This is a genomic window from Aeromonas mytilicola subsp. aquatica, assembly GCF_044336385.1.
Classification (GTDB): domain Bacteria; phylum Pseudomonadota; class Gammaproteobacteria; order Enterobacterales; family Aeromonadaceae; genus Aeromonas; species Aeromonas rivipollensis.
Genome location: NZ_CP172298.1, coordinates 2611694 through 2632622, shown reverse-complemented (window position 1 = coordinate 2632622; position 20929 = coordinate 2611694). Strand labels below are relative to the sequence as shown.

General features: G+C 61.6%; 18 protein-coding genes. 10 read left to right on the top strand and 8 right to left on the bottom strand.

Annotation, left to right across the window (positions count from 1 at the left end; all coding sequences use genetic code 11):
* Nucleotides 1-21 precede the first annotated feature (21 nt).
* Entirely contained in the window at nucleotides 22-597 is a 576-nt protein-coding gene (locus ACFWHB_RS12110) for a PilZ domain-containing protein (protein ID WP_106886938.1), read from the bottom strand.
* 310 nt (nucleotides 598-907) lie between these two features.
* Between ACFWHB_RS12110 and ACFWHB_RS12105 the strand changes: the two genes are divergently transcribed.
* The 3 genes from ACFWHB_RS12105 (at nucleotide 908) to lolE (ending at nucleotide 4180) form a co-directional block, all read left to right on the top strand.
* Nucleotides 908-2143, top strand: a complete 1236-nt coding sequence (locus ACFWHB_RS12105; protein ID WP_234570664.1) for a lipoprotein-releasing ABC transporter permease subunit — start codon at nucleotides 908-910, stop codon at nucleotides 2141-2143.
* Nucleotides 2144-2240: 97 nt separating this feature from the next.
* Nucleotides 2241-2939 carry a lipoprotein-releasing ABC transporter ATP-binding protein LolD gene (gene lolD / locus ACFWHB_RS12100; protein WP_042650389.1) on the top strand — a complete coding sequence of 233 codons (699 nt, stop codon included), beginning with the start codon at nucleotides 2241-2243 and terminating at the stop codon, nucleotides 2937-2939.
* A complete protein-coding gene (lolE, locus tag ACFWHB_RS12095; protein WP_106886935.1) occupies nucleotides 2939-4180 on the top strand; it encodes a lipoprotein-releasing ABC transporter permease subunit LolE in 1242 nt (413 codons plus the stop codon). Before lolD ends, lolE begins: the two co-directional genes overlap by 1 nt.
* Before the next feature lie 100 nt (nucleotides 4181-4280).
* Here the strand turns inward: lolE and yfbR are convergent, their stop codons facing one another.
* Both yfbR and ACFWHB_RS12085 read right to left on the bottom strand, forming a co-directional pair.
* Complete coding sequence (yfbR, locus tag ACFWHB_RS12090) at nucleotides 4281-4871, bottom strand: 5'-deoxynucleotidase (protein WP_395948499.1); 591 nt, start codon at nucleotides 4869-4871, stop codon at nucleotides 4281-4283.
* A 90-nt stretch (nucleotides 4872-4961) separates the two neighbouring features.
* Nucleotides 4962-5396, bottom strand: coding sequence for a YccF domain-containing protein (locus tag ACFWHB_RS12085; protein ID WP_106886933.1), 435 nt, complete (start codon nucleotides 5394-5396; stop codon nucleotides 4962-4964).
* 154 nt (nucleotides 5397-5550) lie between these two features.
* Between ACFWHB_RS12085 and ACFWHB_RS12080 the strand changes: the two genes are divergently transcribed.
* From ACFWHB_RS12080 to ppiD, 7 genes are all read left to right on the top strand, one after another.
* The gene (locus tag ACFWHB_RS12080; protein ID WP_395948498.1) at nucleotides 5551-5784 is read left to right on the top strand and encodes a hypothetical protein; all 234 of its coding nucleotides are present in this window, start codon (nucleotides 5551-5553) and stop codon (nucleotides 5782-5784) included.
* Nucleotides 5785-5826: 42 nt separating this feature from the next.
* Entirely contained in the window at nucleotides 5827-7137 is a 1311-nt protein-coding gene (gene tig / locus ACFWHB_RS12075) for a trigger factor (protein WP_106886931.1), read from the top strand.
* 86 nt (nucleotides 7138-7223) lie between these two features.
* Nucleotides 7224-7847, top strand: coding sequence for an ATP-dependent Clp endopeptidase proteolytic subunit ClpP (clpP, locus tag ACFWHB_RS12070; RefSeq protein ID WP_005324106.1), 624 nt, complete (start codon nucleotides 7224-7226; stop codon nucleotides 7845-7847).
* 70 nt (nucleotides 7848-7917) lie between these two features.
* Complete coding sequence (gene clpX, locus ACFWHB_RS12065; protein WP_005324108.1) at nucleotides 7918-9192, top strand: ATP-dependent protease ATP-binding subunit ClpX; 1275 nt, start codon at nucleotides 7918-7920, stop codon at nucleotides 9190-9192.
* A gap of 140 nt (nucleotides 9193-9332) precedes the next feature.
* Nucleotides 9333-11687 carry an endopeptidase La gene (lon, locus tag ACFWHB_RS12060; protein WP_043130769.1) on the top strand — a complete coding sequence of 785 codons (2355 nt, stop codon included), beginning with the start codon at nucleotides 9333-9335 and terminating at the stop codon, nucleotides 11685-11687.
* 240 nt (nucleotides 11688-11927) lie between these two features.
* Nucleotides 11928-12200 (top strand): nucleoid-associated protein HU-beta, encoded by a 273-nt coding sequence (gene hupB, locus ACFWHB_RS12055; protein WP_005315375.1) that lies wholly within the window; start codon nucleotides 11928-11930, stop codon nucleotides 12198-12200.
* A 149-nt stretch (nucleotides 12201-12349) separates the two neighbouring features.
* Nucleotides 12350-14263, top strand: coding sequence for a peptidylprolyl isomerase (gene ppiD / locus ACFWHB_RS12050; protein ID WP_171276063.1), 1914 nt, complete (start codon nucleotides 12350-12352; stop codon nucleotides 14261-14263).
* A 289-nt stretch (nucleotides 14264-14552) separates the two neighbouring features.
* Here ppiD and ACFWHB_RS12045 read toward each other — a convergent pair whose 3' ends face one another.
* From ACFWHB_RS12045 to ACFWHB_RS12025, 5 genes are all read right to left on the bottom strand, one after another.
* Nucleotides 14553-16145: an ABC-F family ATPase gene (locus ACFWHB_RS12045; protein WP_395948497.1), complete on the bottom strand. Its 1593-nt coding sequence runs from the start codon at nucleotides 16143-16145 to the stop codon at nucleotides 14553-14555.
* Nucleotides 16146-16357: 212 nt separating this feature from the next.
* Nucleotides 16358-18013: a cation acetate symporter gene (locus tag ACFWHB_RS12040; RefSeq protein WP_106886929.1), complete on the bottom strand. Its 1656-nt coding sequence runs from the start codon at nucleotides 18011-18013 to the stop codon at nucleotides 16358-16360.
* On the bottom strand, nucleotides 18010-18321 hold the full coding sequence (locus ACFWHB_RS12035; RefSeq protein WP_005324119.1) for a DUF485 domain-containing protein: 312 nt from the start codon (nucleotides 18319-18321) through the stop codon (nucleotides 18010-18012). Before ACFWHB_RS12035 ends, ACFWHB_RS12040 begins: the two co-directional genes overlap by 4 nt.
* Before the next feature lie 106 nt (nucleotides 18322-18427).
* Nucleotides 18428-19054, bottom strand: a complete 627-nt coding sequence (locus tag ACFWHB_RS12030) for a 3'-5' exonuclease (protein WP_395948496.1) — start codon at nucleotides 19052-19054, stop codon at nucleotides 18428-18430.
* A 2-nt stretch (nucleotides 19055-19056) separates the two neighbouring features.
* Nucleotides 19057-20844 carry a putative nucleotidyltransferase substrate binding domain-containing protein gene (locus tag ACFWHB_RS12025; protein ID WP_395948495.1) on the bottom strand — a complete coding sequence of 596 codons (1788 nt, stop codon included), beginning with the start codon at nucleotides 20842-20844 and terminating at the stop codon, nucleotides 19057-19059.
* Between the last annotated feature and the right edge of the window lie 85 nt (nucleotides 20845-20929).

Here is a 20929-nt window from a genome sequence, read left to right as displayed (position 1 = left end):
TAACGTTGACGTTGGCTGTGATTAGCGCTGACGCTCTTGGGCACGCAGTTTGAGCTGCTTGGATTGCACATGCAGGCTGGCACGCACCAGCAGCTCCCTGTCATCCTCGCGGATCCGCACATAGTCGAGCACCACATGGGTGCCGTGCTCGCCGGGCTCCCGCTGCTTGACTTCGCCATAGCAGTAGACGGCGGAGGCCTCTTCCCGCAGGAAGATCTTGAGTCGTACCAGCTGGTGCAGCTGCGGCGGCTCGCCGTGGCCCTGGCGCGGGTGCAGGTAGGTGAGCTGGCCGGCGCCAAAGCGCAGGGTGTGGAAGCGATGCTCGGGGTGATCCTGCGCCGCCAGCACGAAGCCCATGATCATGTCGATCTTGCGGGACTGCTGGTTGATGATCTCCACCAGGTCGTGCATGGACTCGTTCTGGTTGCGCAGCAGGCGGCTGCTCACCAGATCGATGGAGGTGATGGCGGAGGCGATGCGAAAGGGCTCGGGCAGCTCGGCATCAAGGGCCTCCAGCGTCGGCAGGTGAAAGTCGGCCGGCATGGGGATCACATTGACCGGCGTGGCATGGGTGACGCTGAAGAACTGTTCCTGCATGGAGGCTATCCCTTGTTGTCATAGACGATTTTTAACGGCGCTGTTGACCTTGCCCCGCGGCGGCGTCCCCGGCCTGGCGTGAGACGCCATGTCTGGCCGTACCTTGGGTGCTCCCGTCACGACGGGGCGCAGCATGGCGGCGGGGGCCTGCGCATTGGGCGAAACATGGCGCCATGGGCTGCCTTTAAGGCTCAGGAGAATGGGCCATTGCGCCTGCCCCTGCGTCATCTGCTGCGGCAACGCGGCTTGCGTTGAGGCGTCAACAGACCCTATTATCCGGCATCTTATTTTGTTGGCAACGTAGATATCCTTGAAGACTGGACTTTTTCAGCCACTCTCGCTGGCCATAGGCCTGCGTTATGCAGGCTCACGACGCAGTAACCGCTTCGTCTCCTTTATCTCCCTGTTTTCCACCTTTGGCATCGCCATCGGGGTTGCGGCCCTGATGGTGGTCATTTCGGTGATGAACGGTTTCGAGGGGCAGCTCAAGGGGCGCATTCTCGGGGTGATCCCCCACGTGGTGGTGACCAATCCGGCGGGGCGCATCGATGCCCATCCGCCAGGCCTGCCCGATCTCGACAAGCTGCCCCACGTGGTGGCCACGGCCCCCATGCTCGACAGCGAAGGCATGTTGCAAAGCCCGGGCCAGCTCACCGGCGTGAGCGTGCAGGGGATAGACCCGGCCCGCTGGCCCAAGGATGACATCCTCCATGCCCAGATGCTGGGGGGGCGGCTGGACAGCCTGCAACGCGGCCAATACCACATAGTGCTGGGGCAGGGGGTGGCCAACCGCCTCAAGGTCTCCATTGGCGACGAGGTGCGTCTCATCCTGACCGAAGGGACCCGCTTCACCCCCTTTGGCCGGGTGCCGGCCCAGCGGCTCTTCACCGTCTCCGGCATCTTCGGGGTCGGTGCCGACGTGGACAGCCAGGTGGCGCTGATTGCCCTTGGGGACGCCCAGCGCCTGCTGCGCCTGCCCGAGGAGACGGTGGGCGGCATCCGCCTCTGGCTCGACGATCCCTTCGCCGCCGACGAGGTGGTGAAAACCGCGCTGCCGGACGGGATGGAGTGGCAGGATTGGCGCCGGGAGCGAGGTGAACTCTTCCAGGCCGTGGCCATGGAGAAACGCATGATGGGGCTGATGCTGGTGCTGATCATCGCGGTCGCCACCTTCAATATCCTCTCCGCCCTGGTGATGGTGGTTACCGACAAGGAAGGCGAGGTCGCCATACTGCGTACCATGGGCATGAGCGAGTCGGGGATAGTCAAGATTTTCATGGTGTTGGGGGCGTCGAGCGGCGTCATCGGTGCCCTGTTTGGCGGTCTGGCGGGGCTGGCCCTGTCGTTCGGACTCAACCCCCTGCTCGATGCGGCGGGGCTCAACCTCTATATGGCGGCGGGGGGCAGCGGTCTGCCGGTCATCGTCGAACCCGCCCAGGTCATGACCATCTTGCTGGGTGCCGTGCTGCTGAGCTTCAGTGCCACCCTCTATCCGGCGGCCCGTGCGGCCCGGGTCAAACCGGCCGAGGCATTACGTTATGAATAGCGCCGTGAATCCATCATCTTCTGTTGTTACCTCCGGTGCGAGTGCCGGCGTTGTGGCCGGTGCCAATGTTGTCACCGGTATAAGTGGAGCCCCTGTTATGAATGAACCCCAGTCCTGCGAGCCTCTGCTGCGCTGCCAGGCCCTCAACCATGTCTATAAAGAGGGCAATCTGGAAACCCAGGTGCTCAAGGGGATAGATCTCTGCGTCGCCCCCGGCGAGATGCTGGCGGTGGTGGGGAGCTCGGGCTCGGGCAAGACCACCCTGCTGCACCTGATGGGGGCGCTGGACAACCCTTCGAGCGGCGCCGTGCTGTTCAAGGGGCAGGACATCCACCACTGGGACAGCAAGACCCAGGCCCGTTTTCGCAATCAGGAGCTGGGCTTCGTCTACCAGTTCCACCACCTGCTGGCCGAGTTCACCGCGCTGGAGAACACCGCCATGCCGCTGCTGATCGCGGGTGAATCGGTGGCGAGCGCCACCGACAAGGCGACCCGCATGCTGGGACGGGTGGGGCTCTCCCATCGTCTCAATCACAGGCCTTCCGAGCTCTCCGGTGGCGAGCGCCAGCGGGTGGCCATCGCCCGTGCCCTGGTCAACGAGCCGAGCCTGGTGCTGGCGGACGAGCCCACCGGCAACCTGGATCACGCCAGCGCCACTGCGGTGTACGAGCTGCTCTGCGAGCTCAATCGGGAGCTGGGCACGGCCTTCGTGGTGGTCACCCATGACTTGAGCCTCGCCGCCAAGCTGCACCGCCGGGTGACCCTGGTGAGCGGCATCATGGCGGAGGTCGCCTGATGTTCAAGCCGCTGCCCCTCTTTCTGGGCCTGCGTTACAGCCGCTCCCGCCGTCGCAACGGCTTTATCGCCTTTATTTCCGCCTCCTCCCTGATTGGCATAGCTCTCGGGGTGATGGCCCTCATTCTTGGCCTCTCCGCCATGAACGGCTTCGAGCGGGAACTTAAAAACAGGGTGCTCTCGGTGGTGCCCCACGGGGAACTCATCGGCATGGAGGCGCCACTGCCGGACTGGCCGAGGCTTAGGGACTACCTGCTGGCCCAGCCCGGGATCGAAGCCGCGGCCCCTGTCATCCGCCTCGATGGCCTTCTGGAGCACGGCTCCGCCATCAAGGGGGTGCAGGTGCGTGCCGTGCTGCCCGAGCTCGAGGCGAACCTGTCGGATGCGGGCAACTACATGACGGGGCTGGGGTTTCGTGAACTGCAGGCGGGCGAGCACGGGGTGATCCTCGGCAAGACCATAGCCGACAAGCTGGGGGTCAAGATAGGTGACCCCGTGACTCTGCTGCTGCCCCAAGGGGGAGACGAGACGGGGATCAAGAATCCCCGGCGGGAGACCCTGACCGTGGTGGGGCTGCTGGAAATAGGCGGCCAGCTCGACGGCGTGCTCGGGTTCATGCACCTGGCCGATGCCCAGTCCATCACCGGCATGGGCAGCGCTGTAGAGGGCTTCAGCCTCAAGGTGAACGACGTGCTCAAGGCGCAGTCCATCACTGTGGCGGCCGCCCGCAAATTCCCGCACTACGTCTACATCAGCAGCTGGATGAGTCGCCAGGGCTATCTCTATCAGGACATCCAGATGGTGCGCACCGTCATGTACGTGGTGATGCTGATGGTGGTGGCGGTGGCCTGCTTCAACATAGTCTCCACCTTGGTGATGGCGGTGAACGAGAAGCGCAGCGAGATCGCCATCCTCAAGACCATGGGGGCTAGCCCGGGCCAGATCCGGCTCACCTTCGTCATCCAGGGCATGGTGAACGGGGTGGCGGGCGCCTTGCTCGGTGCCCTGCTGGGGGGCCTGCTTTCGAGCAAGCTGACCCAGATCCTGGGCGTTATCGAGAAGCTCATCGGCCATCGCTTCTTGAACCCGGACATCTATTTCATCGACTTCCTGCCGACAGAGCTGCACATGCAGGATCTGGTGATTGTGACCAGTGCCGCCATCCTGATGAGTCTGCTGGCCACCCTCTATCCCGCCTGGCGGGCGAGCGGTCTGGTGCCCTCCCGGGAGCTGGGCCACTGATCCTAGGGCCAGGTTTGCCAAGCCTGACAAGATGCTGAAAAAGAGGGGCCCGCCGGTGCAGACCGGCGGGCCCCTCTGTCTTCTGGTCGTTCGGGCTGGCTCAGTGGGCGTTGAGCTCATCCAGCGGCAGCGAGAAGCTCGCCACGAACACATCGATAAAGTAGCGCATGGCCGGGTTCATCCTGGCGGCCAGCATCTGCTCGAGGCGCTTGCGCGCGGGCTCGAACTCCCGGTTGCCGACACTCAGCTCCTCCAGACACTTGGTATAGGCGCAGAGGGTGTCGGCATCCTTCACCAGCCGGGCGAGGGCGTCGTCCTGGGCACCGGAGTCGAGCAGGGGGCGAAAGTCTTCCATCAGCTCGGGGGGCAGCATGCCGAGCAGACGCTGCTCGGCGGCGAGCTCTATCTTCTTGTATTCGCGGGCTATCTCGGGGTTGAAGTATTTGACGGGGGTCGGCAAGTCGCCCGTCAGCACCTCGCTGCTGTCGTGGTAGAGGGCCATGACGGCGGCATGGTTGGCATCCACCTTGCCCTCAAACAGCCGGTTGCTGATGACGCCGAGGGCGTGGGCCACCATGGCGACCTGCAGGCTGTGCTCGGCGATGTTCTCCGGCTGTATGTTGCGCATCAGGGGCCAGCGGTAGATGAGCCGCATGCGGGCGAGGTTGGCGAAGAAGTGGCTGGGCAGCATGGGGGACCTCGAACTGGGGCAATGGAAAAGGGCAGACCCTAGTCTGCCCTTTTTTGACATCCCAGGCATAGCCTGGCGGTGCATTCTTGTTTAGCGAATATAGCGACCGGATTCGGCCTCGTGGTTGGTGACTATCATCTGGCCTATGGGGGCCAGGGCAATCAGGGCCAGCTTGAGGTGCTGGATGCCGAACGGGATGCCGATGATGGTCACGAAGCAGGCCAGGGCCGAGGCGATGTGGCCTATGGCCAGCCAGACGCCGATCACCAGGAACCAGAGGATGTTGCCAATCATCCCGAGGGCCCCTGTGCCGATGTCGCTCTGCCCCGTCATTGTCTTGCGGTTGACCGCCTGCTTGCCGAACGGGAAGAAGGTGAAGGTACCGATGACGAAACAGGCCCGTCCCCAAGGGATCCCTATCAGGGAGACGAAGCAGAGCAGCCCGGCCAGCCACCAGGCCAGCCCCATAAAGACGCCCCCCAGTACAAACCAGAGCAGATTGAACAAGAAGCGGAAAAAGGACATGTGGGTCTCTCCAGACTCATAAATTGGCAGTCACCATAGCGAGCGGCGCCGAGGGACGCAATGGCTGATGCGAGAAGGCGGACAATTTGGGTCGCAGACCCCCTGAGCGCACCGCTCCCGGCGACGCCGAAAGATGAAAAAAGCATAGGGTGGCATGCAAAAAGGTGAGCAAGTGCAAATTATTGCGAACCTGATGCTTGAACTCGGCGCAAGGCTTCCCCATATAGGAGGCAGTCTTGCGCAAATTGTGCTGTCTGTGCCCCGGATGGGGGATGTGCGGCTCGACGCGACCAATGTGCGCCGCTATAATGTCGCGTCATATTTTCTCATCACAAAGACAGTCGTTGTCTTTATAAACAGGAAGACTCCGGGCTTTGCCCAGGGGTAATAAAGGGTCAGCACACAGTGCTGAGTTGAACGAGGTAAAAGAATGCAAGTTTCTGTAGAGACAACCCAAGGTCTGGAACGCCGTCTTACCATCACTGTACCGGCTGCTACCGTTGACGCTGCCGTGCGTAAAGAATTGAATGGCCTGGCCAAGACTCGTCGCATCGACGGTTTCCGTCCTGGCAAGGCTCCGGTTGCCATCATCAAGAAGATGTTCGGCGCCATGGCCCATGCCCGCGTTGCCGATGAAATGATGCAGAACAACTTCATCAAGGCCATCATCGAGAGCAAACTGAGCCCGGCCGGTGCGCCGACCATGGATCCGAAAGAGATCAAGGAAGGCCAGGATTTCGAATTCACCGCCACTTTCGAAGTGTACCCGGAGTTTGAAGTTGCCGGTCTCGAGAGCATCAAGGTTGAGAAGCCGGTTGCCTCCGTCAAGGATGCCGACCTGGCCAACATGATCGACACCCTGCGCAAGCAGCACGCCACCTGGTCTGACGTCGATGCCGCTGCCGCCAATGGCATGCGTGTCACCCTGGACTTCGTTGGTTCTATCGACGGCGAAGAGTTCGACGGTGGCAAGGCTGAAGGTTTCACTCTGGAACTGGGCGCCGGCCGCATGATCCCTGGCTTCGAAGACGCCATCCTGGGTAAGAAAGCGGGCGACGAGTTCACCATCGAGGTGACTTTCCCGGCTGACTACCACGCCGAAGCCCTGAAGGGCAAAGCGGCCAAGTTCGCCTCCAAGCTGAACAAGGTTGAAGAGCAGGTACTGCCTGAGCTGACTGAAGAGTTCGTCAAGCGTTTTGGCATCGAGAGCGGCAGCGTTGAAGAGCTGAAAGCCGAAGTGCGCAAGAACATGGAGCGCGAACTGGCTCAAGCCCTGAAAAACAGCGTGAAAGAGCAAGTGCTGAACGGCCTGGTTGAAGCCAACCAGATCGATCTGCCGAAGGCTGCCGTTGCCCAGGAAATCGACACCCTGCGTCAGCAAGCCCTGCAGCGTTTCGGTGGCTTCCAGGGCGGCAACGCTCCCGAGCTGCCGGCCGAGCTGTTCCAGGCGCAAGCCGAGCGTCGTGTACGCGTCGGTCTGCTGCTGGGTGACGTCATCCGCACCAACGAGATCAAGGCTGACGACGCCCGTGTGACCAGCATCATCGAGTCCATGGCCACTGCCTACGAAGATCCGAAGGAAGTGATCGAGTACTACCAGAAGAACGAGCAGATGCTGAACGGCGTTCGTAACCTGGCCATCGAAGATCAAGCCATCGACCTGATCCTGTCCAAGGCGCAAGTGACCGAGAAAGAAGTTGCCTTCGACGAAGTGATCAACAAGTCCGGTGCCGCTGCCTAAGAACATTTGACTTAAGGTCAAAACTGTTAAGTATAATGGCTCGTGTGATCTCCACTCGGGCCATTTTATTTTAGGGACAATGCCTTATGTACAAGAACTATAACGATGTGACTGAATCCCCACGCAATGCGCTCATCCCTATGGTGGTCGAGCAGACGGCGAAAGGGGAGCGTTCCTACGACATCTATTCCCGTCTGCTCAAAGAGCGGGTGATCTTCCTGACCGGTCAGGTTGAGGATCACATGGCGAATCTGGTGGTGGCTCAGCTGCTGTTCCTGGAGTCCGAGAACCCGGATCAGGACATCAGCATCTACATCAACTCGCCGGGTGGTGCCGTCACTGCGGGGATGTCCATCTATGACACCATGCAGTTCATCAAGCCGGACGTCAGCACCGTCTGCATGGGGCAGGCCTGCTCCATGGGCGCCTTCCTGCTGGCTGGCGGTGCCAAGGGCAAGCGTTTCTGCCTGCCTAACGCTCGCGTGATGATCCACCAGCCGCTGGGCGGCTTCCAGGGCCAGGCATCTGACATCCAGATCCATGCCCAGGAGATCCTGAAAATCAAGAATACCCTGAACGATCGTCTGGCTTTCCATACCGGACAGGACATGGCCACCATCGAACGCGACACCGACCGTGACAACTTCATGTCGGCCGAGCAGGCCGTGGCCTATGGTCTGGTTGACGGCATCCTGAGCCAGCGCGGCTGAGCAGGGTATCCCGTCCTGTTGTAAACTCAACAGGACGATCCATCCTCTATTGATAAAACGAGGTCGCTGAATGACAGAGAAACGCAAGGGTGAGGGCGACAAGCTGCTTTATTGCTCTTTCTGCGGCAAAAGCCAGCATGAAGTGCGTAAGCTGATCGCTGGCCCTTCCGTCTACGTATGTGATGAGTGTGTCGAGCTGTGCAACGACATCATCCGCGAGGAGATCCGCGAGATCTCTCCCAAGCGCGATGGTAGCGAGCTGCCGACCCCTCATGAAATCCGCGCCCATCTGGACGACTACGTGATCGGGCAGGAGTACGCCAAGAAGGTGCTGGCAGTTGCCGTCTACAACCACTACAAGCGTCTGCGCAGCGGCAGCGAGTCCGGTGGTGTGGAGCTTGGCAAGTCCAACATCCTGCTGATTGGCCCGACCGGCAGCGGCAAGACCCTGCTGGCCGAGACGCTCGCCCGTCTGCTGGATGTGCCCTTCACCATGGCCGATGCCACCACCCTGACCGAAGCCGGTTATGTGGGCGAGGACGTGGAGAACATCATCCAGAAGTTGCTGCAAAAGTGCGACTACGACGTGGAGAAGGCCCAGCGCGGCATCGTCTACATCGACGAGATCGACAAGATCTCCCGCAAGTCGGACAACCCCTCCATCACCCGCGATGTTTCCGGGGAAGGGGTGCAGCAGGCACTGCTGAAGCTGATCGAGGGCACCATCGCCTCAGTGCCGCCGCAAGGGGGCCGCAAGCATCCGCAGCAGGAGTTCCTGCAGGTTGATACTTCCAAGATCCTCTTCATCTGTGGCGGCGCCTTCGCCGGCCTGGACAAGGTGATCGAGCAGCGTTCCGTCAAGGGGACCGGCATAGGCTTTGGCGCTGACGTCAAATCCAAGAATGCCAAGGCGACCCTGAGCGAGAACTTCGCCAAGGTAGAGCCGGAAGATCTGATCAAATATGGTCTGATCCCCGAGTTCATCGGTCGTCTGCCGGTAGTGGCAACCCTCACCGAGCTGGACGAGGCTGCCCTCATCCAGATCCTGAAAGAGCCGAAGAACGCGCTGACCAAACAGTACGCCGCGTTGTTTGCCCTGGAAGAGGTGGAGCTGGAGTTCCGTGACGACGCCCTGAACGCCATTGCGCGCAAGGCGATGGAGCGCAAGACCGGTGCTCGTGGTCTGAGATCCATAGTCGAAGCCGTGTTGCTCGACACCATGTATGACCTGCCCTCCCTGGAAGGGGTCAGCAAGGTGGTGATCGACGAGACGGTGATCAAGGGGGACTCCGCGCCCCTGATGATCTACGACAATCCCGAGACACAGGCCGCAGCGTCAGAGTAACTGACTGATTTTTAATCACATAAAGGGGCATTTTGCCCCTTTCATGCTTTTTACGGCCAAGGCGATTGAATCTCATCTTTGCGCCCCCATATACTCAGCCAAGCGCTTTGCCAACGGTATAACAAGCCGAGAGGACATATATGAACCTAGAGCGTTCAGAACGCATCGAGATTCCCGTCCTGCCTCTTCGTGACGTGGTGGTTTACCCCCACATGGTCATTCCACTCTTTGTGGGGCGGGAAAAATCCATTCGCTGTCTGGAAGCGGCCATGGAGCAGGACAAGAAAGTCCTGCTGGTGGCCCAGAAGGATGCGTCAACTGACGAGCCGACGGTGGAGGAGATCTTCTCCGTCGGGACAGTGGCCAACATTTTGCAGATGCTCAAGCTGCCTGACGGCACCGTCAAGGTGCTGGTGGAAGGGGGCCAGCGTGCCCGTCTTGAGCGGATGATCGATGACAAGGACTTCTTCGTCGGTGAGGCGCAGTACATAGCGTCTGCCCCCATCGAGGAGAAGGATCAGGATGTGCTGGTGCGCTCCGCCATCGGCCAGTTTGAAGGCTACATCAAGCTCAACAAGAAGATCCCGCCCGAGGTGCTGACCTCGATCTCGGCGATCGACGATGCGGCGCGCCTGGCTGACACCATGGCTGCCCACATGCCGCTCAAGCTCGAAGACAAGCAGAAGGTGCTGGAAATCGCCTCTGTGTCCGAGCGCATCGAGTTTCTGATGGCCATGATGGAGTCGGAGATCGACCTCTTGCAGGTCGAGAAGCGCATCCGCTCCCGGGTCAAGAAGCAGATGGAGAAGAGCCAGCGGGAGTACTATCTCAACGAGCAGATGAAGGCCATCCAGAAAGAGCTGGGTGAGCTGGAAGACAGCCCGGACGAATTCGAAGCCCTCAATCGCAAGATTGACGAGGCGGGGATGCCGGACGATGCCCGTGAGAAGGCCCTGGCCGAGCTTGCCAAGCTGAAGATGATGTCCCCCATGTCCGCCGAAGCCACAGTAGTGCGCAGCTATGTGGACTGGATGGTGCAGGTGCCGTGGAAGGCCCGCTCCAAGGTCAAGAAAGATCTCGCCAAGGCACAAGAGGTGCTGGATTCGGATCACTATGGCCTGGACAAGGTCAAGGATCGCATCCTCGAGTACCTGGCGGTACAGGCACGGGTGAACAAGCTCAAGGGCCCCATCCTCTGTCTGGTCGGGCCTCCCGGTGTGGGCAAGACCTCGCTGGGTCAGTCCATCGCCAAGGCGACCGGTCGCAAGTACGTGCGCATGGCGCTCGGTGGCGTGCGTGACGAGGCTGAGATCCGCGGTCACCGCCGCACCTATATCGGCTCCATGCCCGGCAAGCTCATCCAGAAGATGGCGAAAGTCGGCGTGAAGAACCCGCTGTTCCTGCTCGACGAAATCGACAAGATGAGCTCGGACATGCGCGGCGATCCCGCGTCCGCCCTGCTGGAAGTGCTGGATCCCGAACAGAACAGCAGCTTCAACGATCACTATCTGGAAGTGGATTATGACCTGTCAGACGTGATGTTCGTGGCCACCTCCAACTCCATGAACATCCCGGGTCCCTTGCTGGACCGGATGGAAGTGATCCGTCTGTCCGGTTACACCGAGGACGAGAAGCTCAACATCGCCAAGCAGCATCTGCTGGCCAAGCAGATCCAGCGCAACGGTCTGAAAGAGTCCGAGATCACCATCGAGGATTCTGCTCTGGTCGGCGTCATCCGCTACTACACCCGCGAGGCGGGGGTGCGTAGCCTGGAGCGCGAGATCTCCAAGATCTGTCGCAAGGCGGTCAAACGCATCCTGCTGGACAAGAGCATCAAGCATGTTCAGGTCAATCAGGAGAACCTCAAGGAGTTCCTCGGGGTACAGCGTTTCGATTACGGCAAGGCCACCGATCAGAACCAGGTAGGCCAGGTGTGCGGGTTGGCGTGGACCGAAGTGGGGGGCGATCTGCTCACCATCGAGACCACCAACGTGCCGGGCAAGGGCAAGCTCACTTACACCGGTTCCCTCGGTGATGTGATGCAGGAGTCTATCCAGGCCGCCATGACGGTGGTGCGGGCCCGTGCCGAGAAGCTGCGCATCAACGCCGACTTCTACGAGAAGCGCGACATCCACGTGCACGTGCCGGAAGGGGCGACCCCGAAAGACGGCCCGAGCGCCGGTATCGCCATGTGTACCGCCCTGGTCTCCAGCCTCACCGGCAACCCGGTGCGTGCCGACGTGGCCATGACGGGGGAGATCACCCTGCGCGGCGAAGTGCTGCCCATCGGCGGTCTCAAGGAAAAACTGCTGGCGGCTCACCGTGGCGGCATCAAGCGGGTGCTTATCCCGAAAGAGAACGAACGAGATCTCGAGGAGATCCCGGACAATGTCAAACAAGACCTTGAAATTTATCCGGTTCGCTGGATTGATGAGGTGCTTGCACTGGCGTTGCAGGACAATCCGCAGGGTTTCGAACGCGTTTCTGTCGTGTAAATGTTGATGCGCCGCAAATTTGGCGCATTCGGGGGGTGGTTAAGGCTTGCATGCGCCGGATAACGGAAGTAGCCTTGACCACCGATCGGGTACTCATGATGAGTCGCAATGCGTGATGTGGCGCGGGTTTGCGCCAGATTGTCACTTGCAACTGATCAGGAGGCTTGTTATAAAACCTCCACTTGTTGTGGCCAGGGAAATCAGTGCCGCAGCGATGTTCGATAAAAGGGGAATATAAGAGTGAATAAATCTCAACTGATTGACAAGATTGCAGACGGTGCTGATATCTCCAAAGCTGCCGCTGGCCGTGCGCTGGATGCTTTCATTGACGCCGTGGGCGAAGCCCTGAAAGAGGGTGACCAGGTTGCTCTGGTTGGCTTCGGGACTTTCGCCGTGCGCGAGCGTGCCGCTCGTTCTGGCCGTAACCCGCAAACTGGTGCGACCATCGAAATCGCTGCCGGTAAAGTTCCTGCCTTCAAAGCCGGCAAGGCCCTGAAAGACGCGGTCAACTAAGCCGGGCGCTGATTTTCATCGGCTCCGACCTTGGTCGCTGACCAGACAAGTGAGAGGGCTCTCCCTCATACTGATTGACCAAGGCGCATCGCAATCGGTGCGCCTTTTCATTATTCATGCCCATCGAGTTCGGGAGCATAAGTACAAACATGATGTTGGATAAACTACGCGAAGGGGCGCAGGGCAAGGTAGCCAAGGTTATCTTGGGCCTGATCATCCTCTCCTTTGCCTTGGCCGGTGTAGGCAGCTACCTCAATGGCCCGGCACGTACCGCCCCCGCTACCGTCAACGGCAATGACATCAGTGCCCCTGCACTGGAGAATGCCTATCGCAACGAGCGGGCCCGCATGGAATCCCAAATGGGTGAGGCCTTCAACCAGCTGGCCGCCAACCCTGATTACATGAAACAGTTCCGCCGCGGCGTGCTGGACAGGCTGATCGATCAGGCGCTGATCGATGACAAGGCCCGTCAGCTCGGCCTGCGGGTCAGTGACGAGCAGATCAAGCAGGCCATCGTGGAGATGCCGGAGTTTGCCGAGGACGGCAAGTTCAACAACGATCGTTACCTGCAGCTGATCCGCCGTGCCGGCATGACCCCCGAGATGTTCCGCGACTCCCTGCGCCAGGACATGGTGCGCCAGCAACTGATGGGCGCCCTGCTGGGCTCCGAGTTCGCCCTCAAGGGCGAGGCCGAGCAGCTCGACAAGCTCTACAACCAGACCCGGGACCTGCGCCTGGTGCGCCTGGCTGCCTCCGCCTACATGGGTGAGGTCGAGGTGAGCGACGCCGAGGTGGATCAGTTCTACAAGGCCAATAGCGGCCGCTTCATGAACGACGAGAAGGTCAAGGTCGACTACCTGTTGCTCGATGCCGCCAACCTTGGCAAGAACATCAAGGTGACCGAGCAGGATGCCCAGGATTACTACGATCAGCACCAGGACCTGTTCCAGCGTGCCGAGCGTCGCCGTGTGGCACACATCCTGATCCCCTTCGGCAAGGACGAGAAGGCGGCCCAGAAGCAGGCCGACGAGCTGCTGGCCAAGGTCAAGGGCGGTGAAGACTTTGCTACCCTGGCCAAAGCCAACTCCAGCGACACCTTCTCCGCCAAGAAGGGCGGCGAACTGGACTGGTTCGAGAAAGGGGTGATGGATCCGGCCTTCGAGCAGGCTGCCTTTGCGCTGGCCAAGGCGGGGGATCTCTCCGCTGTGGTGAAGAGCCCGTTCGGTTTCCACATCATCAAGCTGCTGGCCGTCGAGCCTGCCAAGACCAAGCCGTTCGTGGATGTGATGAGCGAAACCATCACCCGTCTGCAAGCGGACAAGGCCAAGGAGCTGTTCTTCGCCGAGCAGCAGAAGATGGCCGACAGCAGCTTCGAGAACCCGGATTCGCTGGACTTGACCGCCGAAACCATGGGTATGAAGGTGGTCTCGTCTGATTACTTCAGCCAGGCCGATGCCCAGGCGCCCCTCAATGATCCCAAGGTGCTTGCGGTGGCGTTCTCCGAACAGCTGCGCGATGACAACACCAACTCCGACGTGATCGAGCTCGCCGATGGCAAGGCGCTGGTGCTGCACATCATGGGTCACCAGCCGAAGGCGGCCAAGCCGCTGGCGGAGGTGAAAGACCAGGTGATTGCGGCCATCAAGCATGAGAAGGCCAGCGAAGTAGCCCGTGGCAAGGCCCAGGGCCTGCTCGACAAGCTGCACGCCGGCGAGGACATCCAGGCCGATCTGACTGCCCTCGGGCTGAAGGTGGAGAGCCACAAGGGTGTCTCCCGCTTCGCCCAGGAGATGGATCAGAACCTGCTGGCCCAGGCGTTCCGCATGCCCCATCCGAAGGACGGCAAGCCGAGCGTCGAGCTGGTGGCCGAAGCCAATGGCGATCGCGTGGTGGTGGCGCTGGACAAGGTCAACGTGACCAAGGAGCCGTCCCAGATGGTGAGCCTGCTGCAAGGCCAGCTCGGTCAGGGCAAGGCCCAGGCAGACTACAAGTCGCTGATCGACGAGCTGCGCAAAGCGGCCAAGATTGAGTACTTCACCGACGTGGAGGCGACCGTCGAGTAATCGACCCTCGCCCTCAACTGAAAACGGCTCCTTGATGGAGCCGTTTTTTTATGTCCCGACAATGCTTCGCTCGGCAAGCGCGGGCGGGCTGAAGAGGGAAGGGGACTGGCACGGGCTTGTGCTGCCTATCCTGGCAGGGGATAAGCCGGATAGGGCATAACAACGCGCCTCACTCTGGTCCCCATCCTCAGCCCTTCTCTCGCAGTGGGAGCCGCTCGCAGAGGGGGGCTTGGAGGCATAAAAAAACCGGCGCCATTGGCGCCGGTTTCATGATGGAAAACCCGGGGGGTTACACCACGCCTTGGCTGCGCAGGTAATCCTCGTAGGTACCGCCGAAGTCGCGGATACCGTTCTCGGTCAGTTCCATGATGCGGGTCGCCAGGGACGACACGAACTCACGGTCGTGAGAGACGAAGATCAGGGTGCCTTGGTACATCTCCAACGCCAAGTTCAAGGATTCGATGGATTCCATGTCCAGGTGGTTGGTCGGCTCATCCATGATCAGGATGTTGGGACGCTGCATCATCAGCTTGCCGAACAGCATGCGACCCTGTTCGCCACCGGAGAGTACCTTGACCGGCTTCTTGATGTCGTCCTGGGTGAACAGCAGACGACCCAGCACAGAGCGTACCGCCTGCTCGTCTTCGTTGGCCTGTTTCCACTGGGCCATCCAGTCGAACACGTTGAGATCGCTGTCGAAATCGTCGGCGTGATCCTGGGCGTAGTAGCCGATCTGGGCGTTCTCGGACCACTTGATGGTGCCGCTGTCCGGTGCCAGCTCGCCCATGAGGGTCTTGATCAGGGTGGATTTACCTATGCCGTTGGTACCCAGGATGGCGACCTTCTCGCCCACTTCCAGCATCATGCTGAGGCCCTTGAACAGCGGCGCCTCACCATAGCCTTTGGACACCCCTTCCACTTCCAGGATGTTGCGGTACAGCTTCTTATCCTGCTCGAAGCGGATGAAGGGGTTCTGACGGCTGGAGACCTTCACTTCCTCAATCTTGATCTTGTCGATCTGCTTGAGGCGGGAGGTGGCCTGGCTCGACTTGGAGGCGTTGGCACTGAATCGGGAGACGAAGGATTGCAGGTCGGCAATCTGGGCCTTCTTCTTGGCGTTGTCGGAGATCAGACGCTCGCGGGCCTGGGTGGCCGCCGTCATGTACTCGTCGTAGTTGCCCGGGTAGACGCGCAGCTCGCCGTAGTCCAGATCCGCCATGTGGGTGCAGACGGAGTTCAGGAAGTGACGGTCGTGAGAGATGATGATCATGGTGCTTTCACGATCGTTGAGCACCTGCTCCAGCCAGCGAATGGTGTTGATGTCCAGGTTGTTGGTCGGCTCGTCCAGCAGCAGGATGTCGGGGTTGGAGAACAGCGCTTGTGCCAGCAGCACCCGCAGTTTCCAGCCCGGGGCCACTTCGCTCATGGGGCCGTTGTGCAGCTCGATGGGGATGCCGGCACCCAGCAGCAGCTCGCCGGCACGGGCCTCGGCGGTGTAACCGTCATACTCGGCGACCAGGCCTTCCAGCTCGGCGGCCTTCATGTAGTCGTCGTCGGTGGCGTCGAGGTTGGCATAGATGGCATCGCGCTCGGCGATGGCGGCCCACAGCTCGCTATGGCCCATCATGACCACGTCCAGCACGCGCATCTCTTCGTAGGCGAACTGATCCTGGCGCAACTTACCGATGCGCTCGTTGACGTCCAGGCTCACATTACCGCCAGTGGGCTCCAGATCGCCGCCGAGGATCTTCATGAAGGTGGACTTGCCACAGCCGTTTGCGCCTATGAGGCCGTAGCGGTTGCCGCCGCCAAACTTGACGCTGATGTTCTCAAACAGCGGCTTGGCGCCGAACTGCATGGTGATGTTGTTGCTGCTTAACAAAGGAGATGTCCCAGGTTGTCTGTCAAATGGCGCGCATTATGGCACAGATCCCCCGAAAGTTTTAGCAAGAACTGTGATCGGGGCCCATTGCACCGGGGGCCAGCTGGCGAGAAAGCCGCCACTTGCCGGGAGGGCGGGAAGGGGGAGGCGAGAGGGGAGGTCCGGAATAAGAAAAGCCGGCACAGGGCCGGCTTTGGGGCGGTCAGACAACCTTAGTGGGCGGAGGCGCCGGAGGCACCGAGCCCGGTCTGGGAGCGGACGAATTGCGGGAAGAACTTCTGGTGTTCCTCGCTGGCGTTCTGGGACTTGTCGGTGACCGAGAAGAACCAGATCCCGACGAAGGCCAACCCCATGGAGAAGAGCGCCGGGTACTCGTAGGGGAAGATGGCCTGGGCATGGCCCAGCACCTTCACCCACACGGTCGGGCCCAGGATCATCAGGGTCACGGCGCTGATTAGGCCCAGCCAGCCACCGTAGACGGCGCCGCGAGTGGTGAGGCGGGACCAGAACATGGAGAGGAAGAGCACCGGGAAGTTGCAGCTTGCCGCGATGGAGAAGGCCAGGCCCACCATGAAGGCGATGTTCTGCTTCTCGAACAGTATGCCCAGACCGATGGCGACCACACCCAGCACTAGCGTAGTCATCTTGGAGACGCGCAGCTCGTCGGCTTCGTTGGCCTTGCCTTCCTTGATGACGCAGGCATAGAGGTCGTGGGAGACCGCAGAGGCACCCGCCAGGGTCAGCCCGGCGACCACAGCGAGTATGGTGGCGAAGGCCACGGCGGAGATGAAGCCGAGGAACAGGCTGCCACCCACGGCGTCGGCCAGATGGACGGCCGCCATGTTAGTGCCTCCCAGCAGGGCGCCGGTGGCGTCCTTGAAGTCCGGGTTGGTGCTGACCAGCAGGATGGCACCGAAGCCGATGATGAAGGTCAGGATGTAGAAGTAGCCGATGAAGCCGGTGGCATAGAACACAGATTTACGGGCTTCCTTGGCGTCGCTCACGGTGAAGAAACGCATCAGGATGTGGGGCAGACCGGCGGTGCCGAACATCAGGGCCAGCCCTAAGGAGATGGCGGAGATGGGGTCGGCCACCAGGCCACCCGGGCTCATGATGGCGGCGCCATTGGCATGGACCTTGACCGCTTCACTGAACAGGGCGCCGATGTCGAAGTTGACGGACTTCATCACCATGATGGCCATGAAGGAGGCGCCGGAGAGCAGCATGACCGCCTTGATGATCTGGACCCAGGTGGTGGCCAGCATACCGCCGAACAGCACGTAGAGCACCATCAGTATGCCGACCAGCACCACGGCCACATGGTATTGCAGGCCGAACAGCAGCTCGATGAGCTTGCCGGCACCCACCATCTGGGCGATGAGGTAGAGGGCCACTACCACCAGGGAGCCGCTGGCGGAGAGGCTGCGTACCGAGGTTTGTTTGAGGCGATAGGAGGCCACGTCGGCGAAGGTGTACTTGCCGAGGTTGCGCAGCCGCTCTGCGATCAGGAACAGTATGATGGGCCAGCCCACCAGGAAGCCGATGGAGTAGATGAGGCCGTCATAGCCCGAGGTGTATACCAGGGCGGAGATGCCGAGGAAGGAGGCGGCGGACATGTAGTCACCGGCGATGGCCAGACCGTTCTGGAAGCCGGTGATGCGACCGCCGGCCGCATAGTAGTCGGAGGCCGAGCGGTTGCGCTTGGAGGCCCAGTAGGTGATGAACAGGGTGGCGGCCACGAAGGCCACGAACATCACTATGGCCGAGATGTTGAGGGGCTGGCGTTGCACCTCGCCGGTCAGCGCATCGGCCGCCAGCAAGGGAGTGGAGACCAGGCCGGTGAGCAGCAGCAGAGACTTGCCTTTCATGATTGCACTCCCTTGAGGATCTTCTGGTTCAGCTCGTCAAATTCGCCGTTGGCCCGCAGCACATAGATGCCGGTCAGCACGAAGGAGGAGACGATGAGGCCCACGCCAACCGGGATGCCGCGGGTGATGCTGGAGCCTTCGCTGAGCGGGGTGCCGAGCCAGCCCGGGGCGAAGGCGATGAGCAGGATGAACGCCAGGTAGAGCCCCAGCATCAGGATGGAGAGGGTCCAGGCGAAACGCTGGCGTTTGCTGACCAGCTCCTGGAAGTTGGGATCTTGCTGGATCCTCAGATAACGTTGCTGTTCCATTGCAGTTCTCCGTGACGGTTGTGTCAGCTGTGATTGAAGGGTGTCCCTACCGAGCAGGGGGCTGCTCATGTAATCAAAATGTGAAGCAAATGTTATTTTCGGACAATTAGACTTTGGGATAAGCCAGGGGGCCGCCCTGATGCAGGCGCAGGAAGATGAGGGCGGCGGTGGTGGCGTCACTCAGGGCGTCGTGAAGGGGCAGGGGCGGCAGCCCCAGATGCTGGCAGATGGCGGCCAGATGCAGGTCGATGACGGCGTCGGGATAGCGCCGAAAGAGCTGATCGTGATAGAGCCGGCTCACCTCTATGCCACGCTGGGGCAGGCGCAGCCCCCAGTGCCGCTGGCAGGCCAGATTGAGGATCCGCAGATCATAGGCGATGTGGTAGCCCACCAGTTCGCGGGGCCCGATGAAGGCCAGCAGCAGGCGCAGCGCGGCCTCCAGCGCCATGCCCTGTTGCAGATCCTGATGGCGCAGGCCGTGGATCACCACGGAGTGCGCGCTCAGGCTGGCCGGTGGCTGCACCCTGATGGTGAGGGCCTCGCCGGTCAACACCCGGTTGCCCTGGATGCGCACAGCCCCGATGGAGACGATCTCCGCCTTGGCGGGATCCAGGCTGGTGGTCTCGAAATCCAGTGCCACCCACTCCTCCTTTGGGGGCGTCGCAAAGAGCGGGGCAAACTCCCCGTCCCAAAAACCCCGACCCAGCCAACGACGTCGCCAGTGGCGCCACATGCCTATTGCCTAAGACGAAAGTGCAAGGTGAGCCACTGCTGGAACTTCTTCACCTGATGCAGGGCATGACGCAGCAGATCCCGCTCACCGTGGGCGAGTTCGGCGACCTGTACCCGGCTGTCGCCATCCTTGAGCTGGCTGCGCAGCCGCAAGCGGATGAAGAGCCGGAAGGCTTCCGCCAGGTTGGCGCCATAGTCGGGGCTGAGGCGTCCCGCGGCCACCAGGGCGTCGATCCGCCCCAGGGTCGAGGTCTCCAGCACTCCTGCCTCCAGGGCCAGCACCCGCAGGCCGTGCACCAGGGGGAAGAGGCCGCCACGTTTGAGATCCAGCCCCTCGGGGGCCTGCTCCAGCCGGCCAAAGAGGGTGAGGGGGGTGTGAAAGGCGACCGCCGCCCGGGCCATCTCCGCCAGCAGATCCGGCCTGTCGGCCAGGCGCTCTCTCAGGTGGCGGGCGAGGGGGGCGAGCAGGGGGCGATCCCCCATGATGGCCTGGGCATCGGCCAGGGTGGCGAGCCACAGCAGGTCGGCCTCGCTGGCGCGCACGCATGCCTGTTCTATCTCGTCCTGCCACTGGCGGGCACCCTTGACCCACTCCGGATTGCTGACCATCACCTTCCCCGGGCAGGGGGGATAGCCGAGCCGGGCGAGCAGGGCGCTGAAGGCGGCCAGATCGGCTTGCCGATCTGGCCAATGCAGGCCATCCGGCAGGATCAGGGCGTTGTCCTGATCGGTCTTCTGGATCTGCTCACCGCGCCCCTCCGAGCCCAGCATCAGCAGGCACACCTGCTCCTGTACCTCGGGGGGGATCACCAGGGCGAAGGCCTTGGCGATCAACTGCTCGTTGATGGTGGCGATGAGCTTCATCAGAAACAGGGTATGGATCCCCTGGGCAAACAGGGTGCGAATGAGTTGCTGCTGCTCCCTGGCTACCGCCTCCAGGGCCGCCTGGCTGTCTGCCCGGGCGATGCGCAGGGTCAGCACATGGGAGTGGGCGGAGAAGAGTCCCAGCACCTGGGCCAGGTGCAGTATCCCCGCCACCTCCTGCCCCTGCCAGATGACCAGCCGCTTGATGCGGTGGCGGGTCATCAGCAGCAGGGCGTCGAACAGATAGCTGCCTTGCGCCAGGCCGATCAGCGGCGCCGGGGTCAGCACCGCCAGCGGCGCCGTCAGGGGCAGTCCCTTGAGGGTCAGGGCATGGAGCAGGGTCTTGCGGGTGGCGAGGCTCAGGCTGCCGTCAGCGGCGGGATAGAGCAGACAATCTGTGCCCCGGCTGGCCATGGCTTCGCTGGCGGCCAGCAGACTGGTCTGGCTGTCCAGCTGCAGGGGCGGCTGCAGGTGGCCTGGGTCGATGCGGGTCAGGATGAATTCCGCCAGGTTCTGTTGCCCGAGCTGGCCGCGGCGCTCCTGCTCTCGCTGACGCTCGGCCAGGGTGGCGGTGAAATAGTGTGCGAAGGCGGGGTGCGCGTCGCACAACCCCTGGAAGGTGTCGCGGGGGATCAGCTGGCAGAGGGTGTCCTCCAGGGCGCTGAAACGATGGCGACAGCGGCCGTCGAACTGGGCGCGCACATCGAACATGTCCCCCACGCCATAGTCGCCGAAGGGCTGGTGGGGTGCCGACTCCTCCACCGCGCCCTTGATGACGAGGTAGAGGCCGGGGGGCTCATCCCCCGGCTGTTGCACCGTCTGGCCGGCGCGAAAGTAGCAGATGCTGAGGCGCTGGCCGAGCCGTTCACGGGCCGCTTCACCCAGGCAGTCAAAGGGGGGGCGGGAAAAATCGAACAGAAGTGACATGACAATTCTCGGCCTGTGGGCATGGGGCCAGTCTGGCAAAGGGGCCAGGGCGGGGCCAGCCGACTTTAGTCGCAGAGCCGGGCTG